The following is a 17,465-nucleotide window of genomic DNA, read 5'->3' on the forward strand; positions in this document are numbered from 1 at the left end:
CACGCATTGCGTGGCCTTTCATACCTATATGGATCGCCTCAAGCAGCTTCGACAGCGATGGTCTTCGAGCGACCTTCACGTAGCTCCTTCAGCAACGTCTCACGACGCTCGTTAGCTTTCTCAGCGGCAGTTTCGCGAACGGGTCCGAAACCACGAATCTCTTCCGGCAGCTTAGCAAGCGCTAATGCCGTGGCGTGATTCGTGCCATCAAGACGTGCCACTAACTCATCAATCAACTGCTCGTAATCAGCCAATAAGGCGCGGTCGAGCTTGCGGTCGGCGCTGAAGCGGAAAGGATCGAGAGCCGTGTTGCGCAAACCGCGCATCTTTGCCAACGCGCCCATTGCCTTCAGCATCCAGGGGCCGAAGCGGCGCTTCACTGGACGCCCCTGAGCATCCTTACGACCACCTATAAGCGGCGGCGCCAAGTGGAAGGTTAACTGGTAATCACCAGAAAACGTTGCTTTGATCTCATCCAGAAAATCGCTCTGGGTGTAAAGTCGCGCCACTTCATACTCATCTTTATACGCCATCAAACGATAGAGCTGATGAGCGACGGCCTCACTCAGTGATTGGCCACATTTTAGCGCTGTTTCTGCTTCACGCACTTTAGTCACCTGGGTCACGTAACGTTCAGCCCAGGCTCGGTTCTGATAGCGCTCCAGGTGGCGACGATTACGCGCTACCACTTCGTCCAGTGTGGCATTCGCGGACAGTGGCATCTTATCCAGGTGCTGCTGGAGGTAATCAGGTTCCACCGCTGCCAAGCGCCCCCAGGCAAATGCTTGGCGGTTCTTTTCCACTGCGACGCCATTGAGTTCTAGAGCACGCTGCAGCGCAGGCTCAGAAAGCGGCACCAGCCCTTGCTGCCAGGCAAACCCGAGCATCATCATATTGGAGAATACGGTATCCCCTAGCAGCTGCTCAGCTAGGCGATTGGCATCTAGAGAAGCAAAGCGTTCATCTCCTACCGCTTCACGCAACATGTTAAGACGCTTGCTGGGCTGCATATCCGCATCGCGATAAAGCACATAATCCGCTGTGGCTAGCTCGGCCAGATTCGCCACAATACGCGTGGTCGGCTGCAGCACATTCAGCGCTTTCTGAGAACTCGCCACCACCATATCGCAAGCGATCATCGCATCGGCCTGCCCCGCTTCGATACGTACCTGATTAAGCTCACTGGGCTGAGATGCCAAGCGCACATAGCTCAGTACTGCCCCACCTTTTTGCGCAAACCCCATAAAGTCGAGCACGCTGGAGCCCTTGCCTTCCAGGTGTGCCGCCATGGTGATCAGTTGCCCGACGGTCACCACCCCCGTGCCACCAACGCCCCCTACCAGCAGGTCATAAGGAGCATTCAAAGGGGCGATAGCAGGACTAGGCAAATGCGCTATACGTTTCCAAAAGGCATTATCTGCCGCAACGCCCTGGCCTTTACGCAGCCCGCCACCTTCTACAGTGACAAAGCTGGGACAAAAACCACTGACGCAGGACATGTCCTTGTTACAGGAGGACTGGTCGATTTTGCGCTTGCGACCTAGCTCGGTCTCGCGAGGCACCACCGATAAACAGTTGGACTGTACGGAACAATCACCACAGCCTTCGCAAACATGGTGGTTGATAAACACCCGGCGGGCAGGGTCTTCCAACTGACCGCGCTTGCGCCGACGACGTTTCTCAGCCGCGCATGCCTGATCATAAATCAACACCGTACAGCCTGGAATTTCGCGCAGCTCACGCTGCAGCGTATCCATCTCTTCGCGGCTATGGAAGGTAACCTCTTTAGGGAATTCCTTTTCATGCCCCCGGTACTTCTCCGGTTCGTCACTGACCACCATGACTCGGCGAACGCCCTCATCCAGCGATTGCCGGGCAATCATGGGCACGTTGATTTGCCCATCTACAGGTTGGCCGCCCGTCATGGCAACCGCGTCGTTGAACAGAATTTTATAGGTAATATTGACGTTGGCAGCCACTGCCTGGCGCACGGCCATTGAGCCCGAGTGAAACCAGGTGCCTTCGCCTAAGTTCTGGAAAATATGGCCATTGCCGGTAAAGCGGCTCTTGCCCACCCAGTTAACACCTTCGCCACCCATCTGAATTAACGATTCAGTGCTGCGATCCATCCACGAGGCCATAAAATGGCATCCGATACCCGCCAGCGCCTTGCTGCCTTCGGGTACCTTAGTCGAGCTATTATGCGGGCAGCCGGAGCAGAAATAGGGCATGCGGCGTACACCGCCGAGCTCCTTAACGCCGGCTTGGCAAGCATCAACGGTTGCCAGCTTGTCGCTAAAATCGATCTTGAAAAAGCGCTCCAAACGCTCTGCCACGAAGCCTGCCAAGAGACGAGGGCTCAGCTCTCCAACAAAGGGAATCAAGGGCTTGCCGGTTTCATCTTGCTTGCCGGTCACGATGACCTCGCCTGGATGATCGGGTTCCGACATGTACTCCTTCAGCTGGCTTTCGATAATGCCGCGCTTTTCTTCAATGACCAGCACCTCGCGCTTGCCATGAATAAACTCAAGGATGCCGGGGCGATGAAGCGGCCACACCATCCCGACCTTATATATCTCAATCCCTAGATCACGCAGTTTGGCTTCATCCAGCCCCAACAAACGCAGCGCTTCAAGTAAATCCAGATGGCCCTTGCCTGTGGTGACTAGCCCAAAAGTCGCCTGTTCCTGGCGAAATAGATACTGATCAATCGGATTGGCCGTGGCAAACGCCTGAACGGCAGCCAGCTTGTGCTCAAGGCGAGTCTCAAGCTGTGGCCCCGGCAGATCGGGCCAGCGGTAGTGCAGCCCGCCTTCCGGCATATCGAAATCGGGCGTTACATATTCTGGCAAGGGAGGCACGTCCACCGACGCGCCACTCTCTACGGTTTCAGAAACGGCTTTGAAACCCACCCAGCAACCCGAGAAGCGTGAAAGTGCATAGCCCCAAAGCCCAAAGCGTTCATATTCCGCCAATGATGCAGGGCTCACTACCGGCATGAACCACGCCATAAAGGCGACATCAGACTGGTGTGGCATGGAGGACGACACACACCCATGGTCATCCCCGGCGACCACCAGCACACCGCCAGTCGGCGAGCTACCGTAGGCATTACCGTGCTTTAAGGCATCGCCCGCGCGATCAACGCCAGGCCCCTTGCCGTACCACATGCCAAACACGCCATCTACTTGCTTATCGGGGTCTGTCTCGACTTGCTGGCAACCCAGCATCATGGTGGCGGCAAGGTCTTCGTTTATAGCAGGGACAAAATCGATGTGGTGCTCTTCCATGGCGGCTTTCGCCCGCCAGATCTCTTGGTCTACACCGCCTAAGGGCGAGCCTCGATAGCCGCTGATGAGTCCTGCCGTATGGCGGCCATTGTGGCAATCAAGCTCGGCTTGGCGTAAGGAGATACGCACCAATGCCTGGGTGCCGGTGAGAAAGACACGGCCTTCTCCGCGGGTATAGCGATCGGCCAGCGCATAGTCATCGAGAAGATTGTCATCGAGTGCAATATCGAGAGGCTGGGCAATAGAACCCGCCTGCTCAGCGATCGAGGGGGTTGTCATGGGAGTTCACCAGTACGGTTGAAGAGTTATGGTTGTAATACGCTTGAGTCTAGCCAAGAGCGCACTAAAGGTGCTTGCTAATTCACTCTTCAAAAGCCTGGTTATTGATCATTACTTTCATTTTTTGAGATTTAACGCAATGATATTCAACAAACCACAAACAAATGAAATGGCACTATGAAAGAAGCGACCAAACTAATCACCTTAGACAGGCATGATCAGCGCATTCTTACCCTGCTTCAGCAACAGGGGCGCATTACCAACAATGAGCTCGCCGAACAGATCGGGCTATCCCCCGCCGCCTGCTGGCGACGTGTAAAGGCTTTGGAAGATAGTGGCGTGATCCGCCGCTTTGCGGCGTTGGTGGAACCCAGCCTGGTGGGCCAGCCACTGTCGGCATTGGTGATGGTGACGTTGGTTCGCCACCACATCGACAACACCGTCGAGTTCGAAAACCGCATCCTGCAATACCCAGAAGTGCTGCAGTGCTATGCCACTACCGGCAACGCGGATTTCGTGCTGCGAGTGGTTATCGAAGACATGGCGGCTTATGACCGCTTTCTGAATGAGAAACTCTTCACCTTGGATGGCATTTCCCAGGTCAATTCCAATTTCGTGCTACGTAATATCAAAGAAGAGACCGCTATTCCGATTCGCTAACAAAACGCTGCTATGTAACGTCAACCGCAACGTTAGCCCACAACTTAAAACAGGAAGTGGCAGGGCAACTGGCAGCAGGCAAACCGGCTCATTGTATCCCTCTAACGTAAAGCGCCCCCATCTGTGGATGGGAGCGCTTCAATCTCTCTATTCAGATCTATTGAGCACTTGTTCCTGAAAAGCTTCAGGAAGCCGGTTGACGTAATCGCGGGCTAGCGAACTCTCCTACCACGGTGATCAGCACCAGCAGTGCTAGCAACCACGGCCACTGAGTACCTATCTGGAGTGTCGCTAGGCCCAGCGTATCAATGAAAATTAACACGATGCCTAATGGGCTGACGTAACGCACCATAAATAGCCACAGTGCATGCTGGGTACGGGAGAGCCCTAGCTCCTCCCTGAATATTTCAGTACGCAGCAGGAAACCTGCCATTAGCGCCATACCCAAACCGCCTAACGGCATCATCCAGCGGGAGGTCAGGTAGTCCAGCCAATCGAAGAAAGTGCGACCTGCAAACGTCCAATCCGCGCCCATGTTGAATGACAGCATTGCCAAGGTACTCACCAACCACAGCACGATACCCACACCCCACGATGCTCGTTTACGCGTCAGCCCTTTGCTTGCAACAAGCCAGGCGACTGTCGCCTCAATCATCGAAATCGACGACGTAAGCGCAGCCATCGACAGCATGACAAAGAACAGAACGCCAAACAGCGTACCAAACGGCATCGCTTGGAAGGCCAATGGCAAGCTCATGAAGATCAATCCTGGCCCTTGGCCGGGATTCATTCCGTTTGCGAAAATAATCGGGAAAATAGCCAAGCCTGCCATTAGTGCGACAACGGTATCGGCAATGGCCACGCTGAATGTCGTGCGCGCGATGGAGTGCCCTTCTGGCAGGTAAGAGCCGTAGGTAAGAATCGCACCCGATGCGAGCGACAAGGTAAAGAAGGCATGCCCCAGCGCTGCTAATAATCCTTCACTGCTTAACCCTTCGGTATTGAAAGAGAACAGGAAAGACCATGCTTCAGCAAAGCCACCGGAAAAAGCACCGTAGCCGATCAATATACCCAGCATGATCACCATACCTGGCATCATCCAACTGACACTCTTTTCAATGCCAGCCTGCACGCCTTTGCCGACGATGAACATGGTCAGCACCGTCACTAGCGTGCTCCAAGCACCTAGCGTGAAAGGGTTGGCATTATTAGCGGCGAAAATTGCCGCCATGTCATCGACGCTATTGCCTGCCAGTCCGCCGCTCAGCATTTTCCACAGGTAGGAGAATGACCAGCCAGCGACCACCACATAGAAAGACAAAATCATGAAGCCACAGAGCATGGCCATCCAGCCGAAGATCGACCAGAAGCTACCATGACCCGATTCATGCACCACCCGACGGATAGCATCGATCGGGCTTCCCCTTCCACGGCGGCCGAAGCTGATTTCAGCCATCATGATGGGGACGCCTACCGCTAATATGCAGGCCAGGTAGACCAGTACGAAAGCACCACCCCCGAACTCGCCAGTGATGTAAGGAAACTTCCAGATATTACCTAGTCCCACTGCAGAACCAGTCGCTGCCAGTACAAATCCCCAGCGGCCCAGCCACAGCGTATTGGGAGGCGTATTTGTCGTTGTCATTGGGAAACCTTATAAATTGATATTGTTTTTTAGGCTATTTATTTATGAGCAGCTAGAACAGCTACTTAAGAGCGATTAGCTACTTATAAAAGCCAACCAACTGTGATCAACCAGTCATAAAGAGCAATCTATAAAGAGTCTATGGGGATAGCGATAGGGCAGGAATGGGGTCACATCACATTGAGCGCGATGCTACCCACATAAGCGAGTCTCAACTGTAAACTAATCGTTACGCGTAAGAGGATATGCCGAGGGCTGGGGTCTTGCCGTTGCGTTTTTCTGACACCCCGTAAACAAATCGTGACAGTTAATTCACCTGCCATGGGACTTTTTAAGAATCTTCTTGAGCACCAATGCCGTAACGCTTGAGCTTATTGGCAATAGTGGTGTGCGAAACGCCCAACCGCTTTCCTAACTGGCGGCTGGAAGGATGCTGTTGATACAACGTACTTAAGATATTTCTTTCCACCTCCCCTAACATGTCGCTCAAGCTTCCCTCTAAGGGAATGCCAGTAAGCGCAGGCGACACTTCGCTCTGTGGAAGGCGCAAATGCGCTGGCTGAATGGCCGTCTCTTCGCATAATGACACCGCCTGAAACAGCACATTTTCCAACTGACGCACATTACCCGGCCAGTCGTAGCCGGTTATCTTTTCCAACGCAGCAGTCGAAAGCTCCGGTAAAGGACAGCCTATCTGACGCGCCGCACGATCAAGCACATAGGCCGCCAAGTCTTCGATGCCGTCCAGGCATTCGCGCAAAGGGGGCACCTGTAGAGAGAGCACATTGAGACGGTGATAAAGATCTAGCCGAAACAGACCTTCACTACATAGCTGAGGTAGGTTTTGCTGAGTGGCGCAGATCACCCGCACATCAAGAAAGGTTTCTTCGTCGCTCCCAACTCGACGGAATCCGCCATCCTGAAGGAAGCGTAACAGTTTCGTCTGCAGCCGAGGGCTCATTTCACCGACTTCATCAAGAAAGACCGTACCGCCTGCATTAAGCTCCAGAAGGCCAAGCTTTCCTTCCGGGCGAGCGCCCTCGAAGGCACCGGGTGCGTAACCGAAAAGCTCTGTTTCGGCCATTGATTCAGGAAGCCCAGCACAATTAAGCACCACGAACGGCGCTTGCCCACGGGGGCTGGCCAAATGACAGGCTCTGGCCACTAGCTCTTTCCCAGTTCCCGTTTCACCCATAATCAGTAGCGGTGCGTCTAATGGCGCCATGCGACGCGCCTCGTTGATCACGGCCTCCAATCGCGAACTCGATTGAAAGATGGCTTCAAAGCCACGCAGCTCTTGGCGCTGTACTTGATAAATACGGGCACCGATGCGGTCAGCACGATGTAACGTCACAACCGCTCCGGCTAATGAATCTACATTCGTGTCTTCGGTGTGCAGGGGAGCGATATCAGCAAGATAGGTATCGCCTTTCAGCTTGATCCGCAGCCCATTGATGCGTGAGTTGTTACGGCGAATTAAATCGGGAAGGTCTACCTCATCAAGGTAACGATCCAGCGAGAGCCCTGGTACTTCTTGAACACGCACCCCCAATACCTGGACAGCAATACGGTTGGCCGCCACAATCCGACCCTGCATATCTATCGACATCACTGGGTCAGAAAGCGAGGATAGCAGCGCATCCAACTCCAAATGGCGCCGTTCGCTGGGCATCAAGCTAGCGCGCTTAACACCAAACACACCGGGAATGCCTTCCAATACTGGTTTAAGCGTACTCAACTGAGCATTAAGTAATTGTGGGACATGTAGATAGATGGTACTGCCGTGATCGCCCCCCACTTCACCTCGCGCGACATTAATTCTGTAGTCAGCAAATTGGGCTACAATATCGCGAAGAATGCCGATTCGATTCTGACAGTGAAATTTAAGACGCATAGAACCCTCACAGCACAAAACAAACGCAGTTACTTAGCCACCTTCCACCGGCAACCCCTGCTCCTCTTTCATACTACGCAGTATTATTTCAGAGCGAACCTGGGTGACATTAGGATGAGGTAATAAATGATGATGAATAAAGTCCGAAAACGCTGTTAGATCCTTGGCGATGATATGTAACACATAGTCTGCGTCTCCCGACACAGAATAGGCCTCACGAACCATGGCGTGCTTCGTCAGTAATGTCACAAAATCATCATCCATGCTTTCACCATGAGCTTTGAGATTAACCCTGGTGATAGCGCGCAGCCCAAACCCTAGGCTAGTAGCATCAAGCCTAGCCGAATAGCCCTTAATCACACCTTCGGCTTCTAGCCGCGCTTTGCGTCGGGAGCACTGAGAGGGAGACAGGCTGACTCGCTCACCCAGCTCTGAATTGGTGAGGGCTGAGTTCTTTTGCAATGCTGACAAAATTGCAAGATCATAACGATCCAATGAAATTCCGTGCATACAGCACTCCTTTTGCGCACACTCTATGCACTATTTGGCTGCATCTTAGGTTAGTTTGCAACCTAATTGTACCGGCTCTTCCCTATACTGAACTTGTCACCCAACAAGACAATAAAGGAGAGACAACGATGGGCCCCTTCCCTCATGACGCACCCAAAGCAACCATAAATGATGCAAACCCAGCGGGCACAGATGGCTTCGAGTTTGTTGAATTTGCACACCCCGAGCCGGAAAAACTAGATAGTTTATTTCGGCAAATGGGTTTCGTTCCCGTTGCAAAACATCGTGACAAGTCGATCACCGTTTATCGTCAAGGCGATATCAACTACCTGCTTAACAGTGAGCCTAACTCGCATGCGTCAGCATTTATTGAGGCGCACGGCCCCTGTGCTCCAGCAATGGCTTGGCGCGTCGTTGATGCTCAGCATGCGCTAAAACGTGCCGTCGACTTGGGTGCAGAAGAGTTCACAGGTAATAAGTCCATCGATGCGCCTGCGGTTATTGGCATAGGCGGTTCGCTGCTTTACTTTATTGATACGTATGGCGAAAAAGGCAGCTGTTATTCAAACGAATTTGAGTGGTTCGATGAGGTAGATCCTAATCCTAAGGGGTTTGGTTTTTACTATCTTGATCACCTCACTCATAACGTTATTCGCGGCAATATGGACACATGGTATAAGTTTTACCATGACACCTTTAACTTCCGCGAAATACGCTACTTTGATATCACCGGTAAAATGACAGGTCTTACCAGCCGTGCATTGACTTCTCCAGATGGTAAAATTCGCATACCCATTAACGAAAGTGCCGACGATCACAGTCAGATTGAAGAGTACTTGCGCGAATATAACGGCGAAGGCATTCAGCATATCGCCATTGCCACAAACGACATCTACTCCGGTACTGACTTAATCGCTGATGCAGGTCTCGAATTTATGCCTGGCCCGCCGAGCATCTACTACGAAAAGTCGCTAGAGCGTGTTAAAGACCACCAGGAGCCTCTCGATAAACTGCGCAGCCGTGGCATTTTGATTGACGGCGAAGGTGTCGTGGGCGGCGGCGAAACCCGAATTTTGCTACAAATTTTCTCCAAAACGGTGATTGGCCCCATCTTTTTCGAGTTCATCCAGCGTAAAGGCGATGATGGTTTTGGAGAGGGCAATTTTAAAGCACTTTTCGAGTCCATCGAAGAGGATCAGATTAACCGCGGCGTGTTGCAAAGTACCGCTGAATAGTAAAAGGGCACACCGTGCATGACGCTTGGCGTAACTATGAAAATGCCCCCCAAGAGGGGGCTGTTATTTGCCCTTCTAGCGCTATACCAGAAGGCAAAGCACGCTGCGTGGAAGTAATGAGCAGCAATGGATCTTTCCCGGTCATTGCAACACGCATAAATGGCACGATTTATTGCTACGTTAATGCCTGCCCCCACCAATATTTACCTTTAAACTATCGGTCGGACAGTATCATTTCATCAGATGGCCACCGTTTTCTATGCAGTGCGCATGGGGCGGCGTTTGACATTAAAACGGGAGACTGCTTAACAGGCGACTGTGACAAACTTGACGCCATACCTGTATCTGAAGACCTAGCAGGCAACTTATGCATCGCACACAGAAAGCCTTAAAAAAACTCACCAACAAGTTATAACTTATTCCCACATCTCTAGTTAAACATCTGACAATAGTGATTGAGTCGAATAAAACTCCACAACTATTCAGCCGCATAATAAGCGAACTCAACGAGTTCGCTTATGAGCAATACAGCTCCTCAGAAACGCTATACGCACCAAAAGCCTATTACTGCCTAGATCAAGATTCCCTCATTCCGATAAGTTTTTGCCAATATCTCTTTCTCTAAGCGAGGCAGCATTGACTGAATACGAGTTAGCACATTAAAAACACGTAGTTTAGGCGTCAGGATCAACCACATCGTCAGCGCTCAGGCCTTCATCGTCGCCTGCGACAACCTGCAATTGTTCGAGAAAGAATGCGCGGGCAGCCTCTCCATCAACATCTTTCGCAGCTGCCACTTCAAACCAGTCGCTGGGAAGGTTAGCCGCCAATTGCATAAAGTTTTCGACCTCTTCAGCAGGCAACTCGATAAAGGTGTTGCCCTCCTCCTTGGCAAACTCAACGCCACGCACATCGACGGTATCCATCATGAAACCAAACAGACGGGACAGCTTTTCGCCTGAGACATCCATAATGGCGTTACGGTCTTGCTCGGAAAGCGACTGCCAGGTATCAGGATTGATGACCAGGGAAAAGCTGCCACGATAGAAGCCGCCCGGCATTTGTACCGTGTAGGGCAATACCTCGGCTAATCGAAAGCTCTTAAGTCCCTCAAGGGTTAGCATTGCACCGTCGATCACCCCTTGCGTGGCGGCCTCGTATGTTCCACCTGGCGGCAGTGCGACCCCAGTGAGGCTTAGCGCATTGGAAATATCCGCCATCACGCCGCCCCCTATGCGCGCCCGTCTACCTTGCAAATCGTCAAGGCTTTCGATCGGTTCAGCCAGGAAGAGCGCCCCAGGGCCATGCACTCCCAACCCCAGGACTTCTACGCCGCGATGCTCTCCGGCATCGCTTAGGTATTCTTGGTGAGTACGCCAGTAAGCCACGGAGGCATTTTCTGATGAAAAGTCTTCAAAGGTGGGGAATTCCGGTAGTTTGGTCAGCTCAAAGCGCCCTGGCATTAAACCGTGGAAGAGCCAGGTGACATCGGCGACACCGTCTGCCACCAACTCCATTTGCGCGTTAGGCGGCCCAAGGTCGTGGGTCACATTGACACTGACGCGACCATCGGTCGCCTCTTCAACCCATTTCCCCCATGTGGGCCAGACGATGGTATTAACGCCGTGGTTAGGGCCCGCCCAGGTACTCACTTGAAGCACGGTATCGGCCGCTGCCGCGCCTTGAAAAGAGCTCAAGAGCATCAGGGCTGAAAAGGTGGTCAAAGTCGCCATTTTTTTCATTGTGATTATCCTTTTTGATGGTTCATGTACCCGATGGTGCCAGTGTAAAACAGAGGTTCTTTTAAGGGTGTTAGCGTTTAGAGCGCCAGAGTCAGGCGCTTGCCCGCTGCCCGCGAGCAGCAGGCCATCATGCGATCATTGGCGTCGCGCTCAGTACGGCTGAGCACTAGGTCTCGGTGATCGATATGCCCCTCGATCACAGCCACTTCGCAGGTACCACACAGGCCTTCGCAGCAGTCGCTCGGTACATCCACCCCCGCCGAGGTTAGCGCCTCAAGCAGGGTCTGGTGGTTACCGACCTGCAGCGTCAGGTCGGAGTCCGCCAGCACTACTTCGAAGGCGTGCTCGTTCTCAGGATCGAGGATGTTGGAGCGAGCGGTGAAGTGCTCAACGTGCAAGGTACCCTCGGGCCACTTCTCCGCCAGCGACCCAAGCGCCTCCAGCAGGCGCTCAGGGCCGCAGGCGTAGACCTGTTCACCTTCGGCTAGGCTGCTAAGTGCACTCGGTAGATTAAGGCGACACCCTTCATCACCGGCATGGAGGGTTAGCGCGGCGCTATGGTCACGTTCGACTCTCTCCAAAAAGGCCATGGTTCGCCGTCCGGCACCGCAGTAGTGGAGTACATAGGGCTTGCCGAGAGCCTTGAGTCGATCCGCCATGGCAATAATCGGCGTGATGCCAATACCACCGGCTATCAGGGTATAGCGCGTTGCCGTCTCGTCCAGGTGGAAATGGTTCTTGGGACCAGCGATATGCAGTACATCCCCCGGCTTGACCGTGTCGTGGAAGTGCACCGAGCCGCCGCGCCCCTCGGGTTCTCGTAGGATGGCGATGGAAAGACGGTTACGGTCATCGCGTGTCCCGCACAGTGAGTAGTAGCGGCGCCACTCTCCCGATACCAGCTCTATATGCGAACCGGGGGTCCAGTCGGGTAACTCACGCCCATGGGGATCCACCAAACCAACACAGATCACCGCCTCAGCTTCACGTTTCACCTCGGCGACCACGACCCGACGCACGATATCCTCCTTGATAGGTGCGCCAATATGGAAAAGCGTAGGGTTCTCCAACACATCGTGGTGTCGCCGTTCAGGATTCTGCGCAGGCTCCCACTCCACCCATAGCGACGTGGGCCCACGGAAAGAGGTGTTGGGCAGATACTCAAACGATTGGTCCTCGACCAGCTCTATATGGGGTAACCGACGGACAAATTCATCAAGGATGATGCGCATCTCCATGCGGGCGATGTTCTTCCCCATGCACTGGTGCGCACCGTAGCCGAAAGTGAAGTGCTCCGCTGAGTTATGGCGGTAGATATCAAACTCGTCAGGATTTTCAAAGTGTCTCGGATCGCGGTTGGCCGACGCCTGCACGATTAACAGCTTACCCCCCTTCGGAATCGTCTTGCCCCTTAACTGGGTGTCTTCGGTCGCGATACGTCGCCAGGCCACGACCGAACCGGCGGCGCGCAGGCACTCCTCGATGGCGCTGGGGATCAAAGCAGGGTTCTCGCAGATGTCGTTCCATGACTCCCGGTTCGATAGCAGAGTACGAAAGGCATTGGTGGTGGCGAACGCGGTGGTCTCATGGGCAGCCACCAGAATGGCCATCATCATCGAGCGCAAATAGCTCTCCGGCACAATGTCAGGATGCCTGTTGTGCATGCGGATAGAGTCGTACATCCACCCCTCGCCGCTGGGATCGGCACACATGCGGTCGAGGATAGTTTGTGCGGTTTGCCAGAACTGGCCCACATCCTCGGCAATCTGCAGTTGCTGCTCCGGGGATGGGCGGCCCCAGGTATTCAGCGTGTGGGCAACCGAGAACTTGCGAAGCTCCTTGGCATCTTCATTGGGAACACCCAGGAAGCGCAGTGCGACGGTCATGGGAATTTCCCGAAACATCTCGCCCACCAGATCTGCATGCCCCTTGTCGATGAAGCGATCCATATAGTCACGCACCAACTCACGTACCCACGCTTCGTGCTTCTCAAGGTTCTCGGGCAGGAAGGCATCCATCAGGAGGCGGCGGCGTTCCATGTGATCCGGTTCATCCTCGTTGACCATGGTACGACGCATTGCGAAACCGTAGCCCTCGAGAATTTTCGTCGCCTCGGGCGGTGCGGGGGTTAGTTTCTCCAACGCGATAGAGGGCGAGAAGGTGACGTTGTCACGGAAAACCGCCTTTACATCTTCATAGCGGCTCACGACCCAGTAGTCGAGTTTGGGACTGTAGAACACCGGCTCCTGTTCGCGGAACCAACGCAGCGCCTCAGCGGGGTCAAGCTGATAAGGCGCATCGAAGGGATCGAATTCGGCCGCTTCAGGGGAGACTGGGCAACCGGTAGGCGATAATGCCACGGACGCCTGTGATGGTTGAAAAGGGCACTCGCCTGATGCACTACCAGAACGGTGAGACACTGATGCCATGAAGGGCTCCGTAAAATTAAGTGGCTCGTATTTGTTTTACTTTTATCGAACACTTAGTTTCTTTTAATGCACAATGAAGGTAGGCAGTTTCTGTCGGCGAGTCAACTCCTCAGCGTAGCTGCGTTAGTCTGTATCGCTTGGCTAACTATTGAGTCCTGTTATCGCGCCCACTTACCGAACCCTAATACCGAGGTGCTTTCTATGGCTAACAACACGTTGCAAACGCTTGATCGCGGACTCAAGGCACTGGAAATTGTCTCCGAGCATAGCGATGGCATTTCCATTGCCGATCTAGCTGAACGCCTCGATATTCATCGAGCCATTGCCTACCGCATCGTGACCACTCTGGCCAGCCATGGGCTGATTACGCGCACCCCCGAAGGCCCCATTCGCCTGGGTGCTGGTACGGCACTGCTTGCGTCTCGCTTTGAACCTCATCTACGCGCTATTGCCCAGCCACTCTTGCAAGCACTAGCCAGAGCCACCCGCGCCACCGCTTTCATCTCTGTCGCTCAGGGGGAGGAATGCGTTGTGTTAATGGTGGCAGAGTCAGGAGAAATGCCTCTGCAAATCGGCTACCGAGTGGGTAGCCGCCATCCGTTGACGTTGGGCGCTGCCGGTATTGCCATCCTTGCCGAACGGCCCTCTCACCCGGAAGAAGGTGAGGCGATAAAGCAGGCACGACTCGACGGCTACAGCCTGACTCATGGGCAGCTACAACGCGGGGCAGTAGGCGTGGCCAGCGCTATCTCGCCCACATCGTTTCGCCCTACCATTGAGGCCTGTGTGGGCGTGGTGGCCATGGAGGATCTAGATAAAGAGACCGCTATCACGGAAGTAAAAGCAGCTGCCCAGCGAATTGCCGAACTGATCGCTCGATAACCTGGATTAATAAGACCTTTGAGGTGCCTCTCAGGACTCCAGCTGATTCTAAATGGCCATTACCAGGCAAACGAATACCTTCGTGAAACAAGCGTAGCCAGCAAGCTTAACGTCAGTACTCCTACCGATCGGCTTCGCCGCGCTAGGGCTACAATTCCTCATTGACGCTTTCCGTGCCGCTCAGCGTCTTCGTCGTAACAACCATGAGAGGGCAACCTCTCATGGCTAATTTAGTCATAAGTTGATTCACGGCCGCTTGATAATCGGTAAGGTGACACCTGGTAGAGGCCTACAGACAATATTATGTCGGCTGGCGTGCGGGTGCTGCCTCTGGAGAGAAGCTTATTGGTCAAGGCGATTGCGCTCCAGGGCGTTACGATAGACCGCCAATAAGCGATAGAAACCGTGCACGAACTTGCCATAGGGCATGGTAATGAAAAGTGCCATAACCACGCCTAAATGGACCACCAGCATAACCCCCATGGCTGAGGTCTCACGTAGCAGCATTAGGGACAGGCCTGTTAAGCCGGTCAGCCACAGCAGCACTATGAAAGCCACATCCATTCCCATCTGGCGCACATCAGCAGTGTCCTGATCACGCACCAGCTTGAGGTACAAAAGCCCCGCCGGACCTATCAAAAGGCCGATGCCGCCCAAGGTACCGAACAGTTTGGGAAGACTGATAAAATCGTAGGGAGCCTGCCAGCCAAACACATAGTGATAGATGGTGCCGGTCACGGTCGCTGCGAAGCTAAGCATGAACCCGTAAAAGGTAAAATGGTGGAAGCGCCGCCGCCAGTGCGAATGATAGGCATCTGGGTAAGTGCAGCCAGCCTCTTCCTGACCGTGCAGATGCTGGAGTGAAAAAGTCTCTTTAAGTGCCTGCCGCCAGCTTTCGGCATCGCCAAGCCCAGTTACGCCCTCGCCGCTTTCGCGCCAAAAGCGCACCATCCCCATGATCAACGCTAGTAGCACAAACAACGACACCGAGCCAAAGGTCACCGCCATGGTGTTATGTGGCAATAGCGCGTAGAAGTCGCCACTATGCTGTGTGGTGACCAGTGCCGACAGATCACCATTTAGCGCAATGGCAATCAACAGGATGAGCGTCAACCCTACCGCCAGTGCCAAGGCGGCAAGCAAGCCACTGCGGTCAAACAGACGGGCCAATGGCTGTGGCCAAGCATACTGTCGATAAGACTCGACACGAAGCTTGGCCATTGACTGCGGTACGTTAACGGCAAACTCATGGGGCGGAGCGTACTGGCAAGCGTAGTAGCACTCACCGCAGTTGTGACATAGGTTGGCCAGATACTTAAGATCCTCGGGAGTGAACGTACGACGCCGCTCCATGGCCGGAAATACCGGGCAGAACCCTTCACAATACCGACAGGCATTGCAGATCGTCATGTTGTTGCGGGTTTCTTCGATTAGTGCATCAATCTTTTGCATAATTGCCTGCCTCTGTGCCTGCGATGCGACCAAATACGGTGCCGATGGTCATACCAAAGCCAGCAACATAGCCCTGGCCTAAAATATTACCGGCCATGATCTCACCGGCTAGGAAAACATTGTCCGCCAACTCGCCGTTAGCCATGTACATACGCGCTTTTTCATCGACTTTAGCGCCTAAGTAGGTGAAGGTAATGCCGGTACGAAGTGGGTAGCCGTAGAACGGAGGCTCGTCGATACGCTGCGCCCAATGGGTCTTTTCGGGTGTAACACCCTGTGTATGGCAATCGTCGAGCACACTGTGATCGAAGTTGCCAGGCTGTACGCCAGCATTGAATTCATCGATAGTTTTGAGTACGGCGTCAACCGGCAGATCGAGCTTAAGTGCCAACTCCTCAAGCGTATCGGCCTGCTCAGGGGGAAAAACTGAAGGCATAAAGCGCCCCTGCGCCTTGGAGTCGGTAATCGAATAACCCACCTGCCCCGGCTGTTTGGCGATCAGCCGTCCCCAGATGGCATAACGCTTGGGCCAGAAGTCTTCGCCTTCGTCATAGAAGCGCTTGCCATCGCGGTTAACCACAATCCCCAGGGATACACAGTCGACACGGGTGACGATACCGCCATCGTACTTGGGCGCGCGTGCATCGATAGCTACCGCGTGACCTTGCGTTGGATCCCCAATCACCATGGCGCTGTTATCAATCAGGCTGCGCAGCATCTTACCCTGGTTGAAGCGAGTACCACGGATCAGGAAGTTACGGGAGACCTCTCCCCATGCTTCCTCCAACCACGCTTGGTTGGACTCGAAGCCGCCCGAGGCAATCACCACTGACTTAGCACTCACCTTGCGTGGTGAGCCATTGTAAGTCACCAACGCATGGTCAAAGCGGTTGTCATCAAAGACCAACTGTTCAGCTTCAGCCTCATAGAGGATTGTCACCCCAAGTCGCTCAGCTGCCTGGTAGTAGGTATTGACGAGTGCTTTGCCGCCCCCCAGGAAAAAGGCGTTGGTTCGCCCCAGGTGCAGAGTGCCACCCAGCGATGGTTGAAAGCGCACACCGTAGCTTTTCATCCAATCGGTGCAGGTTTCTGAGGCTCGAATCACATGCTTCGTCAACACTTCGTTGGTGATGCCGCCGGTAACACGCCAAACGTCATCGAAGAACTCATCCTCAAGGTAGGCGTCACTCAGCACATCGGTGGGCTCACGATGCATGCAACGCAAGTTACGGGTGTGAATACTGTTTCCACCGCGCCATTGACGTGGAGCACTCTCCAGTAATAGCACGCTGGCACCCTGCTCACGCGCCGATAAAGCGGCACACAACGCAGCATTACCTCCACCAATCACCAGCACGTCATGGCCAGTCAGATCGGCCTCACTGAGCCGCTCTCCAGTCGATGACAACATTGGAACTCCCTCATGATGACTAACAAGAAGAGATGG

At 53.8% G+C, this 17,465-nt stretch carries 12 protein-coding genes; 4 read left to right on the forward strand and 8 right to left on the reverse strand.

Annotated elements, in window-relative coordinates; genetic code table 11:
• Positions 1 to 38: 38 nt before the first annotated feature.
• Positions 39 to 3,569, reverse strand: coding sequence for an indolepyruvate ferredoxin oxidoreductase family protein (locus YERSI8AC_RS22035; RefSeq protein ID WP_159177586.1), 3,531 nt, complete (start codon positions 3,567 to 3,569; stop codon positions 39 to 41).
• 177 nt (positions 3,570 to 3,746) lie between these two features.
• On the opposite strand from YERSI8AC_RS22035, the gene YERSI8AC_RS22040 reads away from it, so the two are divergent.
• Positions 3,747 to 4,229: an Lrp/AsnC family transcriptional regulator gene (locus tag YERSI8AC_RS22040; RefSeq protein WP_022521426.1), complete on the forward strand. Its 483-nt coding sequence runs from the start codon at positions 3,747 to 3,749 to the stop codon at positions 4,227 to 4,229.
• A 184-nt stretch (positions 4,230 to 4,413) separates the two neighbouring features.
• On the opposite strand, the gene YERSI8AC_RS22045 is transcribed toward YERSI8AC_RS22040, so the two are convergent.
• From YERSI8AC_RS22045 to YERSI8AC_RS22055, 3 genes are all read right to left on the reverse strand, one after another.
• Complete coding sequence (locus YERSI8AC_RS22045) at positions 4,414 to 5,874, reverse strand: sodium-dependent transporter (protein WP_141440464.1); 1,461 nt, start codon at positions 5,872 to 5,874, stop codon at positions 4,414 to 4,416.
• A 331-nt stretch (positions 5,875 to 6,205) separates the two neighbouring features.
• On the reverse strand, positions 6,206 to 7,768 hold the full coding sequence (locus tag YERSI8AC_RS22050; RefSeq protein WP_159177587.1) for a sigma-54-dependent transcriptional regulator: 1,563 nt from the start codon (positions 7,766 to 7,768) through the stop codon (positions 6,206 to 6,208).
• A gap of 33 nt (positions 7,769 to 7,801) precedes the next feature.
• Positions 7,802 to 8,278, reverse strand: coding sequence for an Lrp/AsnC family transcriptional regulator (locus YERSI8AC_RS22055; protein WP_022521423.1), 477 nt, complete (start codon positions 8,276 to 8,278; stop codon positions 7,802 to 7,804).
• Positions 8,279 to 8,406: 128 nt separating this feature from the next.
• Here YERSI8AC_RS22055 and hppD point away from each other — a divergent pair, with 128 nt between their 5' ends.
• On the forward strand, positions 8,407 to 9,513 hold the full coding sequence (gene hppD, locus YERSI8AC_RS22060) for a 4-hydroxyphenylpyruvate dioxygenase (protein WP_022521422.1): 1,107 nt from the start codon (positions 8,407 to 8,409) through the stop codon (positions 9,511 to 9,513).
• Positions 9,514 to 9,527: 14 nt separating this feature from the next.
• Complete coding sequence (locus YERSI8AC_RS22065) at positions 9,528 to 9,905, forward strand: Rieske (2Fe-2S) protein (protein ID WP_138800689.1); 378 nt, start codon at positions 9,528 to 9,530, stop codon at positions 9,903 to 9,905.
• Between the two features lie 282 nt (positions 9,906 to 10,187).
• On the opposite strand, the gene YERSI8AC_RS22070 is transcribed toward YERSI8AC_RS22065, so the two are convergent.
• Both YERSI8AC_RS22070 and YERSI8AC_RS22075 read right to left on the reverse strand, forming a co-directional pair.
• Entirely contained in the window at positions 10,188 to 11,255 is a 1,068-nt protein-coding gene (locus tag YERSI8AC_RS22070) for a TRAP transporter substrate-binding protein (RefSeq protein ID WP_159177588.1), read from the reverse strand.
• 77 nt (positions 11,256 to 11,332) lie between these two features.
• The gene (locus tag YERSI8AC_RS22075; RefSeq protein WP_201304253.1) at positions 11,333 to 13,684 is read right to left on the reverse strand and encodes a cytochrome P450/oxidoreductase; all 2,352 of its coding nucleotides are present in this window, start codon (positions 13,682 to 13,684) and stop codon (positions 11,333 to 11,335) included.
• A 201-nt stretch (positions 13,685 to 13,885) separates the two neighbouring features.
• Here YERSI8AC_RS22075 and YERSI8AC_RS22080 point away from each other — a divergent pair, with 201 nt between their 5' ends.
• Positions 13,886 to 14,566 carry an IclR family transcriptional regulator gene (locus tag YERSI8AC_RS22080; protein ID WP_159177589.1) on the forward strand — a complete coding sequence of 227 codons (681 nt, stop codon included), beginning with the start codon at positions 13,886 to 13,888 and terminating at the stop codon, positions 14,564 to 14,566.
• Between the two features lie 342 nt (positions 14,567 to 14,908).
• Here YERSI8AC_RS22080 and tcuB read toward each other — a convergent pair whose 3' ends face one another.
• On the reverse strand, positions 14,909 to 16,018 hold the full coding sequence (gene tcuB / locus YERSI8AC_RS22085) for a tricarballylate utilization 4Fe-4S protein TcuB (RefSeq protein ID WP_027958358.1): 1,110 nt from the start codon (positions 16,016 to 16,018) through the stop codon (positions 14,909 to 14,911).
• Positions 16,005 to 17,429: an FAD-dependent tricarballylate dehydrogenase TcuA gene (tcuA, locus tag YERSI8AC_RS22090; RefSeq protein ID WP_159177590.1), complete on the reverse strand. Its 1,425-nt coding sequence runs from the start codon at positions 17,427 to 17,429 to the stop codon at positions 16,005 to 16,007. The genes tcuB and tcuA overlap by 14 nt, the downstream gene beginning before the upstream one ends.
• Positions 17,430 to 17,465 lie beyond the last annotated feature (36 nt).

It is taken from the genome of Halomonas sp. 113 (genome assembly GCF_904067645.1).
In the GTDB taxonomy this organism is placed as follows: Bacteria; Pseudomonadota; Gammaproteobacteria; order Pseudomonadales; family Halomonadaceae; genus Vreelandella; species Vreelandella titanicae.